A 22,337-nucleotide genomic window follows, 5' to 3' on the forward strand; every position below is an offset into this window, starting at 1 on the left:
AATTGTAGTAGGAATTAGCGAATAACTATAGAATTCTAATGTTTCGTAATTTGCCATTAAATGTTTAAAGAGAGTAATTGCTTATCGGGAACATTTGTTCTATAATGGAATTAACTTTAATTCAAGGAGGATATTTCATGTCAGAAACAAATTCGTTGAAGTTACCAAAGGAAGTTGAACCATATCGAAATATAATAGAAGGAACAATGAGTCCTGTTGTTGTAATGGAAGCGCATGAAAAGGAAACGACTTTATTTGCAAGTAAATTAGCAGGGAATCCATATTTTCCACTGACTATGGAATATCCTAAAAATGAGGAACAACAACCATTAAAGCTTTTAGCACAAATTAATTTTGCGGATGTTCCTAAGCACGTGCCTCATTTACCAGAGCAGGGGATATTGCAGTTCTATATTGATGGTTATGATGATGTCTTAGGGATGGATTTCGATAATGGGAAAAATCAAGCGGGTTTTCGCGTTATTTTCCACGATACAATCATCGATGATGAATCGCAACTTGTGCAAGACTTCTCATTTATCGAAAATGAGGATGAAGAAATGTATTTTCCTGTAGAGAAAGAACTGGCATTAAGCTTTAAAGCAAAATTTGAACCTTTATCAATGGGTGATTTTCGAAGCGAGGAAAAGTACACAAGTCTCTTAGCGGTTATTGAAGAAAACGAAGAATTAGCAGATGTATTGTATGATGTATTATCTGGAGCTGGGCATAAAATAGGGGGATACCCTTTCTTTACACAGGATGATCCTAGAGCTTATGGCGATTATAACGATTCAACAACGTTGTTATTGCAAATAGATAGTGAAGGAGATCATATACTGTGGGGAGATTGCGGTGTTGGCAATTTCTTTATTACAGAAGAAGAGCTTAAAAATAAAGATTTTAGTCAGGTTGTTTATAATTGGGATTGTCATTAAAAAGCAAGCGGGCAAATTATTTGCTCGCTTGCTTTTGCGTGTCATTATTGTTCACGAGCGTTGAATTGCTCCATTTTCTCTTCTAAATCATCCATCATTTGAATTAGACGATCAATATCCTGTAATTCAGTCGTTTCTGGGTCGATGGCATCTAATACTTCTAAAAACATTTCAAGACGTTCTTTTAAGTAAGTTACTTGTTGCTCTTTATCAGTGATTGGCTTTGACATACATACACCTCATTTCGTCCCTTACATCGTAGCTGATTTAGGACTAAATTTCAATGCTTAGGTAAACACCTAGGACTTAGAGATTATTTTGAAAAATTAATAGACAGAATATTTACAATATTGATGTTGTATGTTAAAGTTGTTTTAAGAAATAGTAAAGGAGCTGATGGTACTAAACGGTGAACTCTAACTCGAAAAGGAGGGAGTTTAAACAAGTAATCGGCAAATAAAAAGCCGAAAATCGTGTTTATACAATTGAATGGAGATAAGTGTTAGTTAAGCCTTAGCGTAAAATCACATGTGGTGAGCGCTAAGGCTTTTTGGTATGCTGTTATGTGGAAGATGACTTGATGTTGGAGGAAAAAATGACTTACTTCTCAGATTACAGCAAAAAAAGGTTTGCAATCCTAGTGTTAATTGTATCTATATCAGGATTTTCACAAGGAATGCTACTGCCACTTATTTCTATTATTTTTGAACGTGACGGTGTATCCTCTGCATTAAATGGTTTAAATGCGACAGGTCTATACATAGGAACTTTATTAATCTCACCGTTTATCGAACAACCTTTACGAAGATGGGGCTACAAACCAATTATTTTAATAGGTGGTGCACTTGTATTTGTCTCACTCCTTGTATTTCCTTTATGGAAAAGTGTTACATTTTGGTTCGTGTTGCGTTTGCTGATAGGTGTAGGCGATCATGCGCTACATTATGCAACTCAAACATGGATTACAAGCACAGCCGATCATAAAAGTTTAGGTAAAGGTATGGCTATTTATGGTTTGTCTTTTAGTACGGGCTTTGCGGTAGGGCCATTGATGGTAAAGCTTATACAGATTGCTGAACCATTGCCTTTTATTGTGTCGTCGATTATGTGCTTATTTGCATGGTCATTTGTATTTTTATTACGCAACGAGAAGCCAGAGCGTCTAACTGGTGATATGAATGCAAGAGGATGGAAGCGCTATAAGGTGGCTATTGTATTTGGGTGGATTGCATTTTTAGGCCCTTTTGTTTACGGTTTTTTAGAATCGTCGTTAAATGCTTTATTTCCAGTATACGCCTTGCGTAAAGGCTTTGATGTTGATATCATTCCCATTATTTTATCAGTCTTTACTTTTGGAGGTATTTTAACGCAAGTTCCTCTTGGCGCACTGGGCGATAAAATTGGACGGCGAAACATCTTGATGACTGGAGCATTTGGGGGAGCTATCCTTTTTAGTGTGGCTAGTTTTTTAGAGCATTCACCATTAGCGGTAGCAATCGTATTTTTCTTCGCAGGTACATTGGTCGGTTCGATGTTTTCTCTTGGAATTACTTACATGGCGGATTTAACGCCGAAAGAACTGTTACCGACTGGCAACTTACTTTGTGGAATTGCCTTAAGTATCGGTAGTTTAACAGGACCGTTTTTAGGCGGGGTTTATTTAGAGTTTGTAAAAAATTATAGCTTCCTTTTACTTGTGTCGTTGCTCTTACTAACTGTGGCAATCGTTTTACTTGTATTCGGGAAACATAAAAATAAGCGACCAGTGACGGTTTAATGTCATGGTCGCTTTTATATGCAAAAATAAAAGAGCGGGGCTCATCTCCCGCTCATAAAACAAAAAACGCCCAGCAAATCCGTGCTGTAATGGCGTTTTTCGGTGTGACACGGATGTTTAAGTCCATGCCACGTAGGTTTGGCACCTAACAATATATTATACAGATAAGCTATTATAAAAGCAATGAGATAGTTGATAGATATATAAGGAATTAAATGGAATTCCCGCATAATGGGGGAGAATCCATTTGATCAATAGTGATACCCGCGAAATGGTGTGGAGTACCCGCGAAGTGGAGCGAAATATCCGCGAAATTAGAGTGAATACCCGCGGAGTGAAGTGAAATACCCGCGAAAGCAGAGTGAATACCCGCGGATGCAGGAAGTGATTTTGCGGAAGCGAGTGTGGAATAGGGGGAGAATTGATAATAGTAACAAGAATTAACTAGTAATTGGTGGTATTATGGTTAAAAGATTTAATTAAGAATAAGGAGGAGATTCCTTGAAAATTATGCGTAACTCAGACCTTTTAAATGACAGTGAGATAATGGATTTATTAGATGATTCTCAAAGGACGATTAAATCTTTTAACAAAGAAGAACTTACAGAAACAGCTAGGGCTATATTAAGAGAATCGTTAGAAAAATCCATAGAAATATATAAACAAAATAAAGATTTTGGAAGTGTTGAAACCTTTAGCATTATATTGTGTAATTTTGAGAGCTTAAAATTTTATTTAGAGTTTGATCATGAAAATGCTATTGCATATTCTTTTGAATGTAATAAAGAGACTGAGCATTATGCTTTAAAAGATAGTGGTTTTTTTACCTTGTTAAAATAAAAAGAAACTCTAAAAGTAAAAATAATGCTAACAATTTTGATATTTTACATAGTAGAGAGTAAAAAATACGACAATCTAGGAAAACTGCATGATAAGTTTCTTTCCAGCGTTGATTTCTGAAGAGGATTAGGAACCTAGAGGAGAGATTATCTATACAAGAGGCAGTCTACACCTACCTTCTGAAGTTGTAGTTTTAAGGAGTGAAATCATTTTTTGTATACGGGAAAGGAGAGTTGATTCTTTGGGGGAGACTTGAATTCTGCACAAGAAGCTCTTTTTCTTATTTAAAATAAAAGAGCATCTCAAAAAACTTTGAGACGCTCTAACTGTTTATTTTCTTAACGCAAGCTTTGCAATACACGCAACTTGCATGTTTTTACAACATAGATTTAAGCTATGATAAAAACGTCCAATCTATAGTAATATTAACGCTGGAAACTCCTCGTTATTCCAAACGAATGTGGCTAACTGAGAGACTGTTTTCTATCTCATCATAATTTTTTAATTCGAAGATGCTGCTAAAGTGACTGGAGAATATGCATCACCTTACTAGGTTCTATGCGTTTTTTATAGTCTGCTTCGGCGCTAGCAAAACGGATAATGCCTGCTTTATCAATTACATAAGTAGCTGGTACTGGAAGTTCCCAAGAATGATCACCATTAAATGTTTCGAGTGAAATATCAAGCGATCTGTAGATAGGATATACATATTCAGGTAATTTAAATTTAAGATTATATTGTTCTGCTGTTTTATTGTGCAAGTCGCTTAAAACATGAAAATTTAATTCGTTCTTTTCTTGTACAGATGCAGAATAGTTTGGAGTTTGAGGGCTAACTGCAATCAATTGGCCCCCAATTGCCTTAATGTCATCATTCATTCGCTGGTATGCTTTCAACTCAAGGTTACAGAATGGACACCATGTACCGCGGTAAAATATCAGAACAACAGGCCCTTTCAAAAGTTCTTCAGACAAAGTTATCTTTTGACCTGTAGAATCCACTAAAGTGAAGTCAGGCGCTTTGACTCCAGCTCTTAAACCCCTACCGGAATCAGATGTACGTAAATCCTGAATCGATTTTTCGAATGCATCCAGCACTTCCTTTGGGAGCACCTTTTCCATATGTGTAGCTGCTATTTCTAAATCTCTTTGCAATTTTTGAAATGGCGTGTTTTCCATTATGTCATCTCCGTATCGTATTATATTTTGTATGTAGTTATACGATACATCTTTTTCTAGAAGGAAGATGTAATGTTGTTTACAACTCATTTTGAAAATCTCTTTGCTACTTGATACGCTCCAGCATTTTTCAGTCTAAGAAATGTTTCTCTCCAAAAGCTTTCCGATGGATATAGATTGTTTTAAATCCTGTCTTAATGACTTCTTCTTTAACAAGTTCTTGTAAAACCACAGTTACAGCTTCTCTAGTTGCACCAACTAAATTGGCGATTTCTTGATGCGAAAGAGGAAAATCTATTTTGTAATACTCATTATCACCCGTAAGTCCAAACTGATCAGATAGTTTAATAAGCGCATATAAAACTTTGTCATGTAGTTTCCCAAGAGCTAGATTTTGCGTTAACTGACTCATACCGATAACTCGATTACTAAGTACTTTTAACAATGTCATCATAAATTGAGGCCGCTGAATTAAAAAATTTTCAAATCTTTCCTTATTCATCAAACATATATGGCTTTCCTCTATCGTTTCAATAAAATTCTCTCGGGTACCAAATGATATGATATCCATTTCCCCAAATACATTACCTTCGTTGAGTATATCCGAAGTAAATTGCTTACCTTGAGCATTTACCTTATACAGGCGCAACTTCCCCTTTTTAACAAAGTAAAGCCCCTCCGAAAAAGTTTCTGGTGTTTGAATAAAAGTGTTTTTCGGAAAAGTCGTTATTAATGTTAATTGTTCCATTTCTATTAAATCTTCCATCGAGAGCGAATTAAGCAGATTAAATTGCGATAAGTATTGAATGTTATCCATTTTTCCTCCTTATAATTGCATGGGCTCTACAAGACTATAACACATGAAATCAATCGACAATCGTGACAGTACCTCAGCTTAAGCAGAACTGTAAAAAAAACGCAGTCTACAAAATGTAGACTACGCTTAATCAAGATCAACAAAATTTTAAAAGTATATCATTTTCGATGTTCCGCTTTAAGAACCAAGGAGCAAACGCACTCCACTTGGGCAGTTTGTGCGAACATGTCAACGGGCTGAATATATTCCACATCATAAAGTTTTGATAATTCCTGTAAATCTTTAGCCAGTGTAGAGGGGTTACAAGAAGTATAGACAAAACGTTTTGGCTTTAGTTTTAGAACAGTGCGAATAAATTCTGGAGCAAGGCCTGTGCGCGGCGGATCGACAGTAATCACATCCGGCGTAAAGCCTTCTTTGCGCCATTTCGCTAAAACACTTTCGGCAGTGCCCACCGCGTATTTCGTATGTTTAAAACCATGCTTGCGTGCATTAGTTCGAGCATCTTGAATGCTTTCTGGAATAACATCCATACCACGAACTTCTTTTGCTTGATCAGCTAGCCATAAACCAATTGTTCCTACACCACAGTAAGCATCAACAACCGTTTCTTTACCTGTTAATGCCGCTGCTTTTTTAATTTCATTGTATAAATGTACGGTTTGCGTTGGATTCAATTGAAAGAACGCGCGAGCCGAAAGGTCAAATGCTAATTCCCCAAGTTCCTCATGAATTGTTTCCTTGCCGTCTAGTACAATCGTTTCATCACCGAAAATTAGTGAAGTTTTTTCACGATTAATATTTTGTGCAATTGATACAATACTTGGGTCGATTTTTTTAATGCGTGTTATAAGCTCAGCAAGGTGGGGGATTTCTTTGCGTGTCGTTACAAGCACGACTTGCGTTTCACCTGTACGAATCCCCGTACGTACAACAATCGTACGCACTAAACCATCGAGCGTACGACCATCGTAAATTGTAATATTTAATTTTTGTAAAATTTTACGTGTTGCTACTGTAATTTTCGATGTGATTGGATGTTGTACAAGACAATCATTAATATTCAGTAGCTTGTTGCTGCCTTCAGTAAAAAGACCTGCATAAACACGTTTGCCTTCTTTGCGTACTTGGAACTGGCTTTTATTGCGATAATGCCATGGGTTATCCATACCCAGTGTATGGCGAACTTCTACAGATGCAGCTAACGGCTTAGCATAGCGTTCTAAAGCTTGCATCACAATATCGCGTTTTTCAAGAAGTTGTTTTTCATATGTCATATGTTGAAGTTGACAACCGCCGCATTCATTGTAAACAGGGCAAGGTGCTTCCTGACGATACGGCGATGCTTTGCGAATCGCCAGTATGTCAGCCTCTGCGAAATTTCGTTGTGTTTTTGTGACTTGGGCAGTAATTTCTTCTCCTGGTATAGCGCCTTTTACGAAGACAACGTTGCGTTTATAAAAGCCCACGCCTTCCCCATTAATACCAAGTCTCTTTATCGTTAATGGGAATTTTTGTCCCACTTCCATCGTTGTTTGTTGCGTCAAGCGATCCACGTCCTTTAACTTTGTACAGCACGTAGTTACTGATAACATGCTGATATCATCTCCCCATTATAACTAAGGAGTGGACGATTGCATAGTGACAGGGAAATCTTCATACTCCAATACTAAATCATCGAGCGATAAAAATGTATAGCCTTGCTTTTTCGCTTCGGCAATAAATAAAGGAAGTGCTTCTGCATTATCTTGCGCTACGGTATGCATTAAAATGACTGCACCAGGGTGAAGTTGTTCCATCAATGCATTATACGCATAATCTGCTCCACGACGTTCATCCTTTAGCCAATCTTTAAAAGCGACAGACCAGAAAATATGACGGTAGCCTTCAGCATTGCCGACTTCCAACAACTTCGCATTAAAAATGCCTTCTGGTGGGCGGGCATATGTTGTACGGTCAATACCGGTTAATTCACGTAATTTCCCATCAAATTTACGCCATTCTGCACGCATACCATCTCTCGTTAACCTAGCCATATTAGGATGACCATAGGAATGGTTGCCGATAGTATGACCATCTTGTACCATACGTTTAACAAGGTCACTAGCACTTTCTAAATAATGACCGGTTAAGAAGAAAGTTGCTGGCGCTTTTTCTTTTTCTAACGTATCCAATATACTTTCAGTAAAGCCATTTTCGTATCCATTATCGAATGTTAAGTAAACAACTTTTTTATCGGGTTTTCCTTTATAAATTGCTCCATATTGGTCGAGTAGCTTGTCAAGTTGTGCTCCTGCTTGTGCTGGTTCGCCATTCTGTGCTTTTTTAATGCCCCAATGATATTCATCTGAGCCTGAAGCAAAGTATGGATTAAAGCTAATTGCTGCGGCAATAATAAATGTAGCAATTACCGCACCTACAATATGTTGTTTCCACATAAAAAACGCATCCTTTCCTTTTCGTTTAGGATGCGTTACTTTTTAAAATTTATCCTACTTCAAGTCGCACTTTGCACACGGATTTTATAATAAATTTTCAAGTGCTTCTTGTAAATGTGGGAATTGAAATTCGAAGTTGTGCGCTTGTAAAACTGTTGGTAATACATGCTGGCCTTCTAAGACAAGCATACTTTGTTCGCCAAGAGCTAAACGCATGGCAAAACTCGGGACTGGCAACCAATGACGGCGATTCATTACCTGTGCGATAGTTTGTCCGAATTCCTTCATGCGTGTAGCATAAGGAGCTGTGACATTAAATGGTCCGCTGATGGACGCATTTGTAATTGCAAAATAAAGGGCACGTGCCACATCCTCGATATGGACCCATGATAGCCATTGCTCACCCGAACCAATCGTTCCGCCTATATGCAATTTATAAGGCAATAGCATGGAAGGCAACGCGCCATTGTCACGACCTAAAATAACGCCAAAGCGTGCGAGTGCTACACGAACGCCTAGTTTTTCAGCTCGCAAAGCATGGCGTTCCCAATCATGAACGGTCCATCCTAAAAAATCAGTTGCATAATCCTTAAAATTTTCACTATAGGTTGTCGCTATGGAAGGTGGATAAATGCCAACTGCACTGGCATTTACAAGTACTTCAGGCGTTTTATCTAGTTCCTCTATAATCCGAACGATTTCTAATGTAGCATCCATCCGACTCGTATAAATCGCCTTCTTTTGTTTTTTTGTCCAACGGCCGTCATTTAGTGATACACCAGCCAAATTAACGAATGCATCAATATTGTCTAATTCTTTTTCTGGTCGTGCGCCATCTTGTAGCCATTGGACATAATGAATGCCATTTTCGTATTTAGAATTGCTGCGTGACAAGACAAATAGTTCATGGCCTTGCTCTTGTAACAATTTGGTTAGCGCTTTCCCGACAAAACCAGTACCGCCCGCAATAACGATTTTCATAAGAACCCCTCCTTTTTCCAAATAGATGTAACTCAACTATACACAAAGATAGAAAAAAAGAAAAAGATGTTATAATGTTTAGGCAAAGGAGTGGTTTCATATGCGTGTTATTACAAAAATTGCACGTCAAAAAAACAATCCAGAACGTTATAATATATATTTGAACGAGGAATACGCTTTCCCAGTAGATGAGGCAATTCTCATACAATTTGGTTTGACAAAAGGGAAGGTACTCGAAGAATTTGATATTCAGGAAATTGCCTATGAAGATGAAATTCGTAAGGCGTTTAATAAAGGGCTGAATTATTTATCCTATCAAATGCGAAGTGAGCATGAGGTGAAGAAAAAGTTAAGCTCACTAGAGTTCGGCGAAGCAGTCATATTAGAAGCTATCCAAAAGTTAAAATCATATGGCTTTTTAAATGATGAATCTTATTCAAAAGCATTGCTAAACACCAAAAAAGCTACCATGAAAAAAGGCCCGCGAGCTATTCGACAAGATCTTATGAAAAAGGGAATCGATAAAAGTTTGCAAGATGAAGTACTGGAAACATTTAGCCATGAGGAACAAGTAAAGCTTGCCACACAGCTTGCTGAAAAAGTAATTCGTTCTGAAAAAAAGAAAACACCATCGCAAATAAAGGCCAAAATTCAAGATTTTTTAATGCGAAAAGGGTATTCATTTACTATTGTAGATGAAGTACTCGGACAGATAGAAATCGAACAAGCAGAAGATGAATGGCAGGCATTGCTTGATGCACAAGGCGAAAAAGTTTGGAAAAAGTATGCCGCGAAGTATACTGGTTATGAATTAAAAATGAAAACGAAGCAGGCGCTTTATCAAAAGGGATTTCCTGTAGAAATTATAGATCGTTTTATTGAAGAGAAGGAGAATGAAGAATGAATGACAAAAACTATGCTGCAATGACAGAGCATGAATTACGTGAAGAAGTAGCTAAGCTTAAAGAAAAGGCTCGCAAAGCGGAACAACTAGGCATACTCAATGAATTTGCAGTTTACGAACGTAAAGCTTTAATGGCAGCAGCTTATTTAGTCGATTTAGATACGATTGTTCCAGGGGAAATGTACCGCATTGATGGCTCTGATAACAACTTTTTCCAAGTGGATTATTTAAAAGGACGATTTGCTTGGGGGCATCGTCTTGGCGGCGATAAGTATCAGGAAGCATTACCTGTTTCTATATTATCACCAATAAAGGTGGGCAAGTAAATGCAAGAAAAAATTGACAAACTAACAACAGAATTACTGGCAAAAAACCCTGAAATGTCTGTAGGTCGTGCGCGAGTTTGGGTGGAGCTTCTTTGGAGTGATTTTGAATCCTCGTCTGCCAAAGCGGGCTACAATTACCGAGGAGCTGACTATACTGAAACGTTAGTGCGCCAATTAATCGTTAGCTATGGTGATAAGCTTCATCTATTTGCAGGGCGCAATCCTAAATACGCTCATTTACTGGATACAAGTGACGATATCGTACAATAAATCGAAAACGGAATAGGTTAAAAAAGAAAAATAAAGCCGGTGTTCCTTAGTAGGATACCCCGGCTTTATTAGCTTTGTGTAGACTCTTTAATTGCTAGCGCCAATTTGTAATTTCTTCTGAAGTTTATCTTCGGTGAAAATCCAACCAGTGTAAGAGGTAATGATTTCATCGGCATCGTTTAAATGAGCGACTGCAACGAAAGGATAGCGATTGTCACTACGGTAACGAAGATCAATTAACCTTACTTCTGTTAAGCCGTTTTCAAGCTCTGAAATTTCCCATCGATATAATGGTGAGAATGACACAAAGGCATCGAGATTCGGGTCTTTCATAGCAGCTTCAACAGTCGGTGTTTTCGGTAATGGTTTGATTTCAAATTTATCGTAAATATTAACTGTTCGCCCATACGCACGGCCAACATAGTAATGCGTTTTAGATTTTGCAGCGATGCGCCAGTGAAAAAATCGCATTGTAGGAGCTACAATAACATAATCTTCATCCTGTATGGTATTATGAACGGCTCTTTTAACCGCTTTTTGCACAGCAAATCGTAAAATATAATAGACGATAATAATGCCATACATGACGCTAAATGTCCAAACTGGATTTGCCCCAAATGCCCATAGTAATATACCAAGGCAATGGAGAGTGAATATTATCGGATCGAATGTATTAATAACACCAAGTGCAACCCATTTTCTAGAGAATGGACGAATGGCCTGTGTTCCATATGCATTAAAAATATCAACGAAAACGTGAATGGCTACTGCAAGAAATGTCCAAAGCCATAAATGCAACACATTCGCGTCTTGAATAATTAGTGATAGCACGATTGTAATTAAAATTGGCCAGATGACTACAGCTGGAATTGAATGGGTGATACCGCGATGATGTCGAATATAAATCGCATTATTGCGAAGCTTTAAGACCGTATCAACATCAGGTGCTTGTGAGCCGATAATGGTACCAGCCATAACGGCGGTAAAGGTCATTGAATGATTTGCAACTACTGGGTCAGCTAAAGCGAGACCTCCGAGTGCTATGCCCATAACGAAATGTGTACCTGAATCCAAAATTATCCACTCCTAGCATGCGTGAAAAAGGCGTACAATGCATACATGTATATTTCAATATTGGTATCGTATTGCTTTATACAGTTTACCTTTCTATCGCTAAGTATTCATTCACATAATACGGTAAATGATACCGTATTTAAAATACGTTTTTGTCATATTATGCGAATTAGCTTTTCTTAATTGTATACCCTTTTTATCATAAATTAAATCGTAAAAACACGGGAGGTCACTGTGAATTATCCATATGTAACAGAATTTCGACAATCTTTAGTCGAATGGTTCGAAAAAGAAAAACGAGATTTACCATGGAGGCATACAAAGGACCCTTATAAAATTTGGGTGTCTGAGGTCATGCTACAGCAAACACGAGTTGACACAGTAATTCCTTATTATAATCGCTTTATGGAAAGCTTTCCAACGCTAGAATTATTAGCAGAGGCTCCACAGGAATATTTATTAAAGCATTGGGAAGGCCTCGGTTATTACTCACGAGCACGGAATTTACAAGCAGGTGTGCGTGAGGTATTAGAAAGTTACGGGGGAATTGTACCTGATAACCGGCATGAAATTTCAAAACTAAAAGGAATTGGTCCTTATACTGCAGGAGCTATATTAAGTATTGCCTATAATAAGCCCGAGCATGCAGTTGATGGTAATGTTATGCGTGTTTTAAGTCGTGTCCTTAATATCCATGATGATATTGCACTTCCAAAAACAAAGAAGATTTTTGAAGCGGCTGTTGAAGAACTAATTGATCCTGAAAATGCATCTTCTTTTAACCAAGGCTTAATGGAACTTGGGGCGCTTATTTGTTCCCCAACTTCACCAAAGTGCTTATTATGTCCCGTCCGAGAATACTGTACAGCTTTTAACGAGGGTGAACCCGAAAATCTGCCTATTAAATCTAAAAAAGTAAAGATGAAGCATATTTCATATGATGTCTTTGTTTGTGAGGATGAAGATGGACGGATATTGATGGAACAGCGTCCAGAAGAAGGATTACTCGCGAATATGTGGCAGTTTCCAATGGTGGAACAAGAAGATGATTCTTTGATAAAATTTGCTCACCATCATGAATTAAATGTCCAAGCACACCAGCCAATTTTAACATTTAAGCATATCTTCTCTCATTTAACTTGGCATGTGAATGCTTATTATATGAAGAGTAAAACAGCTGAGAAGGGTGAATGGCTGACACGTGAGCAAATAGAATTATTACCGATGCCTGTACCTATGCTGAAGATATGGCAAGCGATTAAATAGTGGAAATGAAAATTTAAAAAATAAGAGCATAAAAGTAATCACCTCTGTACACAATAATTAGCGTGGAGGTGAATGACTGATGAAGAAAAATCAAAACAACAACCAACAAGCAAATAAAAACATGCAACGCCAAAGTGAAGAGTTTGGTTATGAAACAGACTTCAACGAAGTGCAAAAGCAAAATGCTAAAGCTGAGCAGAATAAAGCTCAAGCTTCAGGCAAATACGCTAAGAATAACCAAAACGCGAGCGAGTAATCTCTCACTTTGTAACTGCATAATTGCATTTACCTTCTAAGGGGCTGTCTAACAATCGAAAAGATGAAAAGGACAGCCCTTTTCTATATCTTGTGACACGTATAATATAGAAAGATAAAAAATTCCTAAGGTTTTTGTTATGATGGAAATTGCTATTAATTTACGAAAATTTGTACATAAATAACATGACACAGTGAAATTTGTAGTTTTCAACTACACCTTTCGCGTACAGATTGCTATAATATACTAGAGACTGCTAGATTTAGGTAGCATAGACGAAAAGGTGGGCTTCAAAAATGGCAATACCGGTAGAAGGAGAAACGATACAAATACATAGTTATAAGCACAACGGCCGCATCCACCGTGTTTGGCAAGAAACAATGGTTTTAAAAGGAACGAAAAACATTATAATCGGTGCGAATGAACGGACACTTGTGACAGAATCCGATGGTCGTACGTGGCTAACGAGAGAGCCTTCTATTTGTTATTTCCATGCGGAGCACTGGTTCAACATCATCTGCATGCTGCGTGAGGACGGTGTGTATTATTATTGTAATCTAAGCTCACCATTTGTTTTCGATAATAATGCCATTAAATATATTGACTACGATTTAGATATTAAGGTTTTTCCGGATATGTCGTATACCCTTTTAGATGAAGATGAATATGAACAACATCGACAGGAAATGTCTTACCCAGATGTAATCGATAAAATTTTAAAGCGCAATGTCGAAAAATTAATTAGCTGGATACAACAAAAAAGAGGGCCTTTTGCACCTGATTTTATCGATGCTTGGACGAATCGCTATAAGTTTCAGCTCGATATGCAAGCAGATGATTGTCAGTAACACCTATTAGTTTAACTAATGGGTGTTTTTTTTCATGTAAAGGGTATTTTATAAAGAGAGGCTTCAATGAAAGTGAAAAATAGTTAGCACAAAAGTTTTACTAACTGTACTTCATGCTAAATATTGCTATAATACGTAAGGGCATTCAATATTGAATGTCTGTTTCTTTTTGAATGTATAGAAAGCCATTTAAGCAGAAATGGCTTTCAAATAAGGAAGTGAAGATAATTGGGTAGCGTAAAGCGTTATATGCGTTTTGTAAAACCATACACATGGGAAATACTTTTAACCGTATTCATTGGTATTGTGAAATTTGCGATTCCGTTATTTATTCCATTGCTTATAAAAATAGTACTTGATGATATTATTGGTGCTGATGATTTAACGGATACAGAAAAAACAAAGGAATTGTTTTATTGGCTAGGTGGAACAATTATTGTATTTTTCGTGATACGACCACCAATAGAATACTACCGTCAATACTTTGCACAGCATGTGAGTAATAAGGTACTTTTTGATATCCGAAAAGAAATTTATGCCCATCTACAGCGACTAAGCCTGAAGTATTACGCAAATACAAGAGCTGGCGAGGTCATTTCACGTGTTATTAACGATGTGGAACAAACGAAAAACTTTGTTATGACTGGTTTAATGAATGTTTGGCTTGATTTTGCAACAATTGTCATTGCGGTCGGTATTATGCTAGCAATGGATGTCAAACTGACGCTTGTTGCACTAATTGCATTCCCATTCTATGCAATTAGTGTAAAGTTCTTCTTTGGTAAACTACGAACTTTAACACGTAACCGTTCACAGGCACTTGCAGGTGTGCAAAGTTATTTACATGAGCGAGTGGCTGGGATGAGTATTATTAAAAGCTTTACGCTAGAAAAGCATGAACAACAACTATTCGATGAAGCCAATGGCGAGTTTTTTGAAAAAGCGCTAGATCATACGAGATGGAATGCCAAGTCCTTTGCAGTAGTCAATACAATTACGGACGTGGCACCATTGCTTGTTATTGCTTATGCCGGCTATCAAGTGATTAATGGCTCATTATCGCTTGGAACAATGGTTGCTTTTATCGCTTATATTGAGCGACTCTATGGACCGCTTCGTCGTTTAGTAAGTTCATCCACAACGTTAACACAATCTATCGCTTCGATGGATCGTATGTTTGAACTAATGGATGAGCCTTATGAGGTAAAAAACAAGGAAAATGCCCTTCCATTACCGCGAGCTACAGGTGAAGTACGATTTGAAAATGTAGCCTTTCAATATGAAGTGGATGGTTCGCCAATTTTAAAAAATATGAACTTTACCATAAAACCAGGGGAGACGGTTGCATTTGTAGGAATGAGTGGTGGTGGGAAATCTACTATTATTAGTTTAATCCCCCGTTTTTATGATGCGACAGCTGGAGCGGTTTTTGTAGATGGACATAATGTTAAAGATGTCACAATCCATTCATTGCGCTCACAAATTGGTATTGTGCTTCAAGATAATATTCTCTTTAGTGATTCAGTTAAGGAAAATATTTTGATGGGGAAACCAGGTGCGTCTGATGAGGAAGTAATGGCGGCTGCAAAAGCAGCTAATGCACATGACTTTATTATGAACTTACCAAATGGTTATAACACAAAGGTAGGAGAGCGAGGCGTAAAATTATCAGGTGGTCAAAAGCAACGAGTGGCCATTGCCCGTGTATTTTTAAAAAACCCACCGATTTTAATTTTAGATGAAGCGACATCAGCGCTAGATTTGGAAAGTGAAGCACTTATTCAAGAATCATTAGATGCCCTTGTGCATGATCGCACAACGATTATTATAGCGCACCGACTTTCAACCATTACACATGCTGATAATATTTTTGTTATTGAGCATGGACAATTAATAGAAGAAGGTAATCATGAACAACTAATGAAGAAGCAAGGCACTTACTATAATTTATTCCAAGTACAACATTTAGATTAAGTATCACACAATATACGAATGCCGATGATTTGCACCGTATGGGGTTTTAAGTCCCAAATTGTTTGCGTGCCTGGCACCAAAAAAGTCTTCCATTGTTAATAAAATGGAAGGCTTTTTTTGTGGAAATTTATCGATTTAACAGAAGTTTTTGGAGGAGGGGAAGAAAAATGTAGAAAATATATGTAATTTGCAGAATAATAATGATTGAAAGAGAGAAATATTTTAGTTAGAATTATCTGAAAATAGAGAATTTAGTGATAGTTAGTATATAATATTCAATAAAATTGTATTTTTTGAAAATATTGGTGAGGTGGGGCGATTGAACATGCGAAAAAAGCTGTTAGAAGTAAAAGGGTTACAAACAACGTTTTTCACAGATGATGGACAGATTCCTGCCGTTGATGATATTGATTTTTCAGTCCATGAAGGAGAAATTTTAGGGATTGTAGGGGAATCGGGTAGTGGGAAAAGTGTCACATCTTTGTCCATTATGGGATTGATCCCTTCACCACCAGGAAAAATTACTGGTGGACAAGTACTGCTAGAAGGCAAAAATTTAGCGAAATTAACGGATAAGCAAATGCAAAGAGTACGTGGTAAGGATGTGGCGATGATTTTTCAAGAGCCTATGACTTCCTTAAATCCTTTATTTACAATTGGCGAGCAATTAAAAGAAGCAATTTTAATCCATAATCCCAAGTGGTCGAAAAAGAAGGCTTTTGCGCGGGCGGTAGAAATTATGAAACTAGTAGGATTACCACGTGTAGAGGAACTACTAAAGGATTATCCTCATCAACTATCTGGAGGGATGCGCCAACGAGTGATGATTGCCATGGCATTGGTCTGTGACCCGAAGGTGCTGATTGCCGATGAGCCGACGACCGCCCTCGATGTGACGATTCAGGCACAAATTTTGCAACTGATGAAAGATTTGAACAAGCGTATGAATACGGCTGTCTTATTAATTACGCACGATTTAGGGGTCGTAGCAGAAACTTGCGAACGCGTTATTGTTATGTACGCAGGGCAAATTGTTGAAGAAGCACCTATTCAAGAAATGTTTAAAAATCCTAAGCATCCTTATACACAAGGACTTATTAAATCTGTGCCAGATATGCGTTACAAAAAAGATAGCCTTTACTCAATACCTGGCAGTGTACCTAGGCCGGGCACGATAAAAGATGGCTGTCGTTTTGCAGCACGCTGTGAATTTGCAATGGAACGTTGCCTACAACAAACACCACCTTTATATGAAGAGACAGAGCAACATAGAGCAAGGTGCTTTTTACTGGAAGAACAGGAGGTGATTCAATATGTCGAAAGTGCTATTGAAAGTTGAAGGGTTAAAAAAATACTTTCCAATTCGCAAAGGATTCTTGAATACGCAAGTTGGCGATGTAAAAGCTGTGGACAATGTATCCTTTGAAGTATTCGAAGGGGAAACATTAGGTATTGTGGGCGAATCAGGATGTGGTAAGTCAACGACAGGTCGCCTTTTAATGCGCTTGCTTGAACCGACCGCAGGGAACATTGAATTCGGTGGCAAAATGCTTTCTTCCTTATCGAATAGTGAAATGCGGAAAGCACGAAGGGATATCCAAATGATTTTCCAAGACCCCTATGCTTCACTTAATCCACGCCATTCGATTGGCAAGATTTTAGAGGAGCCACTCATTGTGCATGGAATGGGCAATTCAAAAGAACGCAAGCAGAAAGTAATTGAGCTGCTTAAAATTGTTGGCTTAAATGAATATCATGTAAAACGCTATCCTCATCAATTTAGTGGAGGACAGAGACAACGCATTGGCATTGCGCGAGCGCTGATGACCAACCCGCGTTTAATTATTGCGGACGAACCTGTTTCTGCGTTAGATGTATCAATTCAGGCTCAAGTTTTAAACCTAATGCAATCTTTGCAAAAGGAACTAAAGCTTACCTATATTTTTATCTCACATGACTTAGGTGTTGTACGCCATATTAGTAATCGTGTTGGGGTTATGTATTTAGGCAAATTAGTAGAGTTGACCGCAAGTGAAAATTTATATGCAGAGCCGCTCCACCCATATACGCAGGCATTATTATCTTCTGTTCCTGTGCCTGATCCAACTTTTGAACGTGAGCAGCTTATTATATCTGGAGATATTCCGAGTGCATCCAATCCGCCGAGTGGTTGTGCATTCCATACAAGGTGTCCGTTTAAGAAGGCACAATGCTCAAGCGTTGTACCGAACATGCAAGAAGTGAAGCCGGGTCATTATGTTGCTTGTCATCTTTATGATGCGATTCAACATTGAATGATATAAAAAAGTTTTAGGGGGAAAATAGATGAAGAAAAAGAAGCTTTGGTCTTTGGGCGTAATGCTAATCCTTGTTCTCTCGACAATCTTAGCTGCGTGTAGTTCTGGCTCTGATGGCAAGGATACAGGTTCGAAGGATACGTCAACTGGCGGCGATTCAGCTAGCAGCGGTGAAAAAACATTAGTATATGGTCGAGGTGGCGACTCCACAGCTCTTGACCCTGCAACAGTAACAGAAGGTGAATCTTTTAAAGTAACAGTGAATATCTATGAAACACTTATTAATTTTGGAGAACAAGATGTTACTTTAAAGCCTGGTTTAGCAAAATCATGGGAAGCTTCAGAAGATGGCTTAACTTACACATTCCAGCTTGAAGAAGGTGTAAAGTTCCACGACGGTTCAGATTTTAATGCAGAAGCGGTTGCAAAAAACTTTGAGCGCTGGAAAGCTGGTGCAGATAAGTTCCCATACTTTATGTCTCAATTTACGATGGGCGGGGAGCAAATCATTGAATCCATTACACCAGAAGGCGATTATACAGTTGTCTTTAAGTTGAAACAACCACAAGCACCATTCTTGAAAAACTTAGCGATGGTGCCATTTGCCATTGCTTCTCCAAAAGCATTTGAAGCGAATGACGATGCACTAATTGATAATCCAGTTGGAACAGGTCCATTCAAATTTGTAAATTGGACACGTAATGATTCTATTACAATTGAAAAAAATCCTGACTATCGTATTGCAGGGTTACCGAAATTAGATAAAGTAATTTTCCGTTCGATCCCTGATAACTCAGCACGCTTAAATGCACTAAATAATGGTGAAGTAGATGTAGTAGATGGCTTAAGCCCGTCAGATAAAGGATCGATTGAAACAAATGGCGATCTACAATTAATCGAACGTCCATCTATGAACGTAGGCTACCTTGGATTAACAGTAACACGTCCACCTTTCGATAACGTTAAAGTTCGTCAAGCTGTGAACTATGCCATTGATAAGCAAGCGTTAGTAGATGCGTTCTATGAAGGTTTAGCTGAGCCTGCTAAAAATCCAATGCCACCAGTTATTGCTGGCTACAATGATGATATTACAGGCTATGCTTATGACCCTGAAAAAGCAAAAGCATTGCTAAAAGAAGCAGGCTATGACGGTAAAGAAATTGAGCTATGGGCAATGCCAGTACCACGTCCGTATATGCCAGATGGTCAAAAAATTGCAGAAGCGATTCAAAAGAATTTAGCTGATGTCGGAATTCCATCTAAAATCGTCTCATTCGAATGGGCTACGTATTTAGAAAAAGCTCAAAATGGTGAAGCGGATGCGTTCTTACTTGGTTGGACAGGTGATAACGGAGATGCTGATAACTTTATTTACACATTATTAGACGCTGATAATATCGGTTCAAACAACTACACATTCTACGACAACCCTGAGTTACACAAATTATTAGTTGCTGCGCAAACAGAAGTGAATGAAGACAAACGTAATGAGCTTTACAAACAAGCGCAGGTAATTATTTCTGAGGATGCACCTTGGGTTCCACTAGCACACTCTATTCCTATCTTAGCTGCAAGTACAAATGTGACAAATTACTTTGCACATCCAACAGGTTCTGATCGTTTAGAAGCAGTAGATATGAATTAAACAATAAAGAAATAAAAATTGTCGCTACTCATAGTGACGTAACAAGATTTTTACAGCTTTGGACTTTGTCTAGTGTTGTAAAAACGGGTTGTGACTATGTTTGTCGCAACCCGTTTTTCTGTCTGACAGACAAACCATCTAAACGTCTATCGTTTGTTGAAAGCTGTCCCTTTCTACAGTATGTGTATAGACTTCATGCTTTTCGTAGCAAAAGTATAATTAGAAAATTACAGAGAGGTGAAGAAAATGCTTCACTATATGGGAAGACGTTTATTTCAATTAATCCCAGTTTTGCTTGGAATGACTTTTATCGTCTTTATGCTCATTCGTCTAATTCCTGGTAATCCTGCACAAGTTATTTTAGGTCAGCAGGCGACGAAAGAGGCGGTTGAGGCATTAAACGCAAGTTTAGGATTAGATAAACCATGGTATACGCAATATTTTGGCTATTTGGGGGGGATTTTTCAGGGCGATTTAGGCGTGTCTTTGCGTACAAAGTTACCTGTGTCACAAGAGATTTTTCCTTATTTAGCGGCAACAGCAGAATTAGCGATATTTGCAATGATTATAGCAGTCATTATTGGTGTCAATGCAGGTATTATTTCAGCTTGGTTCCAAAATTCATGGTTTGATTATACCGCTATGGTTGTTGCGTTAATTGGTGTATCTGTTCCGGTATTTTGGTTAGGTTTAATGGAACAATGGGCATTTAGCATTCAGCTTGGTTGGTTGCCTACATCTGGACGTAATGATGTACGAGACCCGATAACCGCGATTACGCATTTTTATTTGCTTGATACACTGATACAAGGCAGATTTGATCAATTTACAGAAGTGTTAAAGCGGTTAATTTTACCAGGGGTGGCGCTTGCTACGATTCCTATGGCGATTATTGCAAGGATTACCCGTTCGTCTATGCTTGAGGTCATGCGCTCTGATTATGTTCGAACAGCGAGAGCAAAAGGACAAAAAATGTTTATCGTCGTTTACAAACATGCATTGAAAAATGCTGTTATTCCAGTGTTAACAGTTATTGGTTTACAAACAGGGTTGCTACTAGGTGGTGCCATTTTAACAGAAACCATTTTCAGTTGGCCTGGCATTGGTCGTTATATTTATGATGCAATCGGATTCCGAGACTATCCAGTTATACAATCGGGTATTTTAGTTGTTGCTTTTATTTTCATTATGATTAATTTAATTGTCGATCTACTTTACACTGTGATAGATCCACGCATTAAATACAAATAGGAGGGAGATGCGATAATGACTGGTGCGATAGATATAAAAAAAGAAGCAATGGCAAGTCAAGAGCGAGCGGCAGGGCCTTGGAGAGAGGGCTGGCGCAGCTTTAAAAAAAGCAAAATCTCCCTTGTTGGTGCTGGTATTGTCATATTTTTTATTGTCCTTGCTGTTTTTGGCCCTTCCATTGCGCCACAAGGAATCAATGAACAGGACTTATCGAAACGATTATTGGCGCCTTCCAGTGCACATTGGTTTGGAACAGATGACTTTGGGCGAGATATATTCTCTAGAATTATTCATGGTGCCCGTATTTCGTTAAGAATTGGTTTTTTTGCTGTAATTCTTTCAGTTATTGTAGGGAGCTTGCTTGGTATTCTTGCAGGGTATTATGGCAAATGGGTTGATACGATTATTTCTCGCATTTTTGATATTATGTTGGCGTTTCCTAGTATTTTATTAGCAATTGCTGTAGTGGCTGTACTTGGGCCATCATTACAAAATGCATTAATTGCCATTGCGATTATAAATGTACCAAACTTTGGGCGCTTAATTCGGTCAAAAGTGTTGAGTGTAAAAGAAGAAGAATATATCGTAGCTGCCAAAGCGATAGGGATGCGTGATTCACGTATTTTATTCTCACATATTTTACCCAATTCGATGACACCGATTATTGTGCAGGGGACACTTGCCATTGCGACGGCGATTATTGAAGCGGCTGCTCTAGGTTTCCTTGGATTAGGGGCACAGGCACCAGCACCTGAATGGGGAAAAATGCTAGCTGACGCGCGTATCTATTTATTAAAAGCACCATGGACGATGATTTTCCCAGGGTTAGCTATCATGCTTACGGTATTAGGGTTTAATTTAATGGGAGATGGTCTACGGGATGCGCTCGATCCGAAAATGAAAAGCTAATATGGTAAAGAGCCTTCTACTGAAAAGCTAGAAGGTTTTTATTTGGTAAAAAAGGGAGAATATAAAAATCTACTTTCATGTGGAGCCATTATTTGAATTTTATGTAATATTATTTTAGACTTAATGTATGTTGATACATACTTTTTGACGTAATAGCTATAAATTGAAAAATTTAAAGCAGTGTATTGAACAGTTGATTAAGGAAATGGATCGGACAATTACAATATGTAGCAAAAAGTTATTCGACTTCCGCAAGAAAGCAGTAACTGAACGTTTCTATTATTGGAGTTGCTAAAACAAGTTAATCAACATATTTAAAATACTATTCACGGTTTTTTAGCAAGTATG

Annotated in this window: 22 protein-coding genes; 15 read left to right on the plus strand and 7 right to left on the minus strand. The window is 38.0% G+C overall.

Going from position 1 to position 22,337, the window contains the following annotated elements; translation table 11 throughout:
- Positions 1-137: 137 nt before the first annotated feature.
- The gene (locus FC748_RS18955; protein ID WP_108031114.1) at positions 138-938 is read left to right on the plus strand and encodes a YwqG family protein; all 801 of its coding nucleotides are present in this window, start codon (positions 138-140) and stop codon (positions 936-938) included.
- Between the two features lie 44 nt (positions 939-982).
- On the opposite strand, the gene FC748_RS18960 is transcribed toward FC748_RS18955, so the two are convergent.
- Positions 983-1,168: an SE1561 family protein gene (locus FC748_RS18960; protein ID WP_024364537.1), complete on the minus strand. Its 186-nt coding sequence runs from the start codon at positions 1,166-1,168 to the stop codon at positions 983-985.
- Positions 1,169-1,533: 365 nt separating this feature from the next.
- Here FC748_RS18960 and FC748_RS18965 point away from each other — a divergent pair, with 365 nt between their 5' ends.
- On the plus strand, positions 1,534-2,715 hold the full coding sequence (locus tag FC748_RS18965) for an MFS transporter (RefSeq protein WP_108031144.1): 1,182 nt from the start codon (positions 1,534-1,536) through the stop codon (positions 2,713-2,715).
- A 501-nt stretch (positions 2,716-3,216) separates the two neighbouring features.
- Positions 3,217-3,555 (plus strand): hypothetical protein, encoded by a 339-nt coding sequence (locus tag FC748_RS18970; RefSeq protein WP_108031113.1) that lies wholly within the window; start codon positions 3,217-3,219, stop codon positions 3,553-3,555.
- Between the two features lie 518 nt (positions 3,556-4,073).
- Here the strand turns inward: FC748_RS18970 and FC748_RS18975 are convergent.
- The 5 genes from FC748_RS18975 to FC748_RS18995 all read right to left on the minus strand — a co-directional run bounded on the left by FC748_RS18975 (position 4,074) and on the right by FC748_RS18995 (position 8,969).
- Entirely contained in the window at positions 4,074-4,733 is a 660-nt protein-coding gene (locus tag FC748_RS18975; RefSeq protein ID WP_024364541.1) for a peroxiredoxin-like family protein, read from the minus strand.
- Positions 4,734-4,863: 130 nt separating this feature from the next.
- A complete protein-coding gene (locus FC748_RS18980; RefSeq protein ID WP_024364542.1) occupies positions 4,864-5,550 on the minus strand; it encodes a Crp/Fnr family transcriptional regulator in 687 nt (228 codons plus the stop codon).
- Positions 5,551-5,708: 158 nt separating this feature from the next.
- Positions 5,709-7,097, minus strand: coding sequence for a 23S rRNA (uracil(1939)-C(5))-methyltransferase RlmD (rlmD, locus tag FC748_RS18985; protein ID WP_024364543.1), 1,389 nt, complete (start codon positions 7,095-7,097; stop codon positions 5,709-5,711).
- Positions 7,098-7,169: 72 nt separating this feature from the next.
- Complete coding sequence (locus tag FC748_RS18990) at positions 7,170-7,988, minus strand: polysaccharide deacetylase family protein (RefSeq protein WP_029747431.1); 819 nt, start codon at positions 7,986-7,988, stop codon at positions 7,170-7,172.
- An 84-nt stretch (positions 7,989-8,072) separates the two neighbouring features.
- The gene (locus tag FC748_RS18995) at positions 8,073-8,969 is read right to left on the minus strand and encodes a TIGR01777 family oxidoreductase (protein ID WP_024364544.1); all 897 of its coding nucleotides are present in this window, start codon (positions 8,967-8,969) and stop codon (positions 8,073-8,075) included.
- 100 nt (positions 8,970-9,069) lie between these two features.
- On the opposite strand from FC748_RS18995, the gene recX reads away from it, so the two are divergent.
- From recX to FC748_RS19010, 3 genes are read left to right on the plus strand one after another with little or no spacing between them, the layout of a single operon-like run.
- A complete protein-coding gene (gene recX, locus FC748_RS19000) occupies positions 9,070-9,873 on the plus strand; it encodes a recombination regulator RecX (RefSeq protein WP_025220611.1) in 804 nt (267 codons plus the stop codon).
- Positions 9,870-10,199: a YfhH family protein gene (locus FC748_RS19005; protein WP_024364546.1), complete on the plus strand. Its 330-nt coding sequence runs from the start codon at positions 9,870-9,872 to the stop codon at positions 10,197-10,199. The genes recX and FC748_RS19005 overlap by 4 nt, the downstream gene beginning before the upstream one ends.
- On the plus strand, positions 10,200-10,469 hold the full coding sequence (locus tag FC748_RS19010; protein WP_024364547.1) for a YfhJ family protein: 270 nt from the start codon (positions 10,200-10,202) through the stop codon (positions 10,467-10,469).
- Positions 10,470-10,556: 87 nt separating this feature from the next.
- Here the strand turns inward: FC748_RS19010 and FC748_RS19015 are convergent, their stop codons facing one another.
- The gene (locus FC748_RS19015) at positions 10,557-11,543 is read right to left on the minus strand and encodes a metal-dependent hydrolase (protein ID WP_024364548.1); all 987 of its coding nucleotides are present in this window, start codon (positions 11,541-11,543) and stop codon (positions 10,557-10,559) included.
- Positions 11,544-11,777: 234 nt separating this feature from the next.
- On the opposite strand from FC748_RS19015, the gene mutY reads away from it, so the two are divergent.
- From mutY to nikC, 9 genes are all read left to right on the plus strand, one after another.
- On the plus strand, positions 11,778-12,809 hold the full coding sequence (gene mutY / locus FC748_RS19020; RefSeq protein WP_108031112.1) for an A/G-specific adenine glycosylase: 1,032 nt from the start codon (positions 11,778-11,780) through the stop codon (positions 12,807-12,809).
- A gap of 79 nt (positions 12,810-12,888) precedes the next feature.
- The gene (locus FC748_RS19025; protein ID WP_080653394.1) at positions 12,889-13,065 is read left to right on the plus strand and encodes a gamma-type small acid-soluble spore protein; all 177 of its coding nucleotides are present in this window, start codon (positions 12,889-12,891) and stop codon (positions 13,063-13,065) included.
- 296 nt (positions 13,066-13,361) lie between these two features.
- Positions 13,362-13,913, plus strand: coding sequence for a nucleoside tri-diphosphate phosphatase (ntdP, locus tag FC748_RS19030; RefSeq protein WP_024364550.1), 552 nt, complete (start codon positions 13,362-13,364; stop codon positions 13,911-13,913).
- A gap of 249 nt (positions 13,914-14,162) precedes the next feature.
- Positions 14,163-15,887, plus strand: a complete 1,725-nt coding sequence (locus FC748_RS19035) for an ABC transporter ATP-binding protein (RefSeq protein ID WP_172583052.1) — start codon at positions 14,163-14,165, stop codon at positions 15,885-15,887.
- Between the two features lie 325 nt (positions 15,888-16,212).
- On the plus strand, positions 16,213-17,226 hold the full coding sequence (locus FC748_RS19040) for an ABC transporter ATP-binding protein (protein WP_108031111.1): 1,014 nt from the start codon (positions 16,213-16,215) through the stop codon (positions 17,224-17,226).
- On the plus strand, positions 17,201-18,181 hold the full coding sequence (locus tag FC748_RS19045) for an ABC transporter ATP-binding protein (RefSeq protein ID WP_025220606.1): 981 nt from the start codon (positions 17,201-17,203) through the stop codon (positions 18,179-18,181). The genes FC748_RS19040 and FC748_RS19045 overlap by 26 nt, the downstream gene beginning before the upstream one ends.
- Positions 18,182-18,212: 31 nt before the next feature.
- The gene (locus FC748_RS19050; protein ID WP_108031110.1) at positions 18,213-19,829 is read left to right on the plus strand and encodes an ABC transporter substrate-binding protein; all 1,617 of its coding nucleotides are present in this window, start codon (positions 18,213-18,215) and stop codon (positions 19,827-19,829) included.
- A 246-nt stretch (positions 19,830-20,075) separates the two neighbouring features.
- Positions 20,076-21,080, plus strand: a complete 1,005-nt coding sequence (locus FC748_RS19055) for an ABC transporter permease (protein WP_025220604.1) — start codon at positions 20,076-20,078, stop codon at positions 21,078-21,080.
- 15 nt (positions 21,081-21,095) lie between these two features.
- Entirely contained in the window at positions 21,096-21,989 is an 894-nt protein-coding gene (nikC, locus tag FC748_RS19060) for a nickel transporter permease (protein ID WP_029747432.1), read from the plus strand.
- Positions 21,990-22,337 lie beyond the last annotated feature (348 nt).

This window comes from Lysinibacillus sphaericus, assembly GCF_005217585.1.
In the GTDB taxonomy this organism is placed as follows: Bacteria; Bacillota; Bacilli; order Bacillales_A; family Planococcaceae; genus Lysinibacillus; species Lysinibacillus sphaericus.

Bases quoted from the DNA above. Each gene is read 5' to 3' on its own strand.
- FC748_RS18955 (WP_108031114.1), top strand. From the start codon at position 138: ATGTCAGAAACAAATTCGTTGAAGTTACCAAAGGAAGTTGAACCATAT.
- FC748_RS18960 (WP_024364537.1), bottom strand. From the start codon at position 1,168: ATGTCAAAGCCAATCACTGATAAAGAGCAACAAGTAACTTACTTAAAA.
- FC748_RS18965 (WP_108031144.1), top strand. From the start codon at position 1,534: ATGACTTACTTCTCAGATTACAGCAAAAAAAGGTTTGCAATCCTAGTG.
- FC748_RS18975 (WP_024364541.1), bottom strand. From the start codon at position 4,733: ATGGAAAACACGCCATTTCAAAAATTGCAAAGAGATTTAGAAATAGCA.
- FC748_RS18980 (WP_024364542.1), bottom strand. From the start codon at position 5,550: ATGGATAACATTCAATACTTATCGCAATTTAATCTGCTTAATTCGCTC.
- FC748_RS18990 (WP_029747431.1), bottom strand. From the start codon at position 7,988: ATGTGGAAACAACATATTGTAGGTGCGGTAATTGCTACATTTATTATT.
- FC748_RS18995 (WP_024364544.1), bottom strand. From the start codon at position 8,969: ATGAAAATCGTTATTGCGGGCGGTACTGGTTTTGTCGGGAAAGCGCTA.
- recX (WP_025220611.1), top strand. From the start codon at position 9,070: ATGCGTGTTATTACAAAAATTGCACGTCAAAAAAACAATCCAGAACGT.
- FC748_RS19005 (WP_024364546.1), top strand. From the start codon at position 9,870: ATGAATGACAAAAACTATGCTGCAATGACAGAGCATGAATTACGTGAA.
- FC748_RS19010 (WP_024364547.1), top strand. From the start codon at position 10,200: ATGCAAGAAAAAATTGACAAACTAACAACAGAATTACTGGCAAAAAAC.
- FC748_RS19025 (WP_080653394.1), top strand. From the start codon at position 12,889: ATGAAGAAAAATCAAAACAACAACCAACAAGCAAATAAAAACATGCAA.
- ntdP (WP_024364550.1), top strand. From the start codon at position 13,362: ATGGCAATACCGGTAGAAGGAGAAACGATACAAATACATAGTTATAAG.
- FC748_RS19035 (WP_172583052.1), top strand. From the start codon at position 14,163: ATGCGTTTTGTAAAACCATACACATGGGAAATACTTTTAACCGTATTC.
- FC748_RS19040 (WP_108031111.1), top strand. From the start codon at position 16,213: ATGCGAAAAAAGCTGTTAGAAGTAAAAGGGTTACAAACAACGTTTTTC.
- FC748_RS19045 (WP_025220606.1), top strand. From the start codon at position 17,201: ATGTCGAAAGTGCTATTGAAAGTTGAAGGGTTAAAAAAATACTTTCCA.
- FC748_RS19050 (WP_108031110.1), top strand. From the start codon at position 18,213: ATGAAGAAAAAGAAGCTTTGGTCTTTGGGCGTAATGCTAATCCTTGTT.
- FC748_RS19055 (WP_025220604.1), top strand. From the start codon at position 20,076: ATGCTTCACTATATGGGAAGACGTTTATTTCAATTAATCCCAGTTTTG.
- nikC (WP_029747432.1), top strand. From the start codon at position 21,096: ATGACTGGTGCGATAGATATAAAAAAAGAAGCAATGGCAAGTCAAGAG.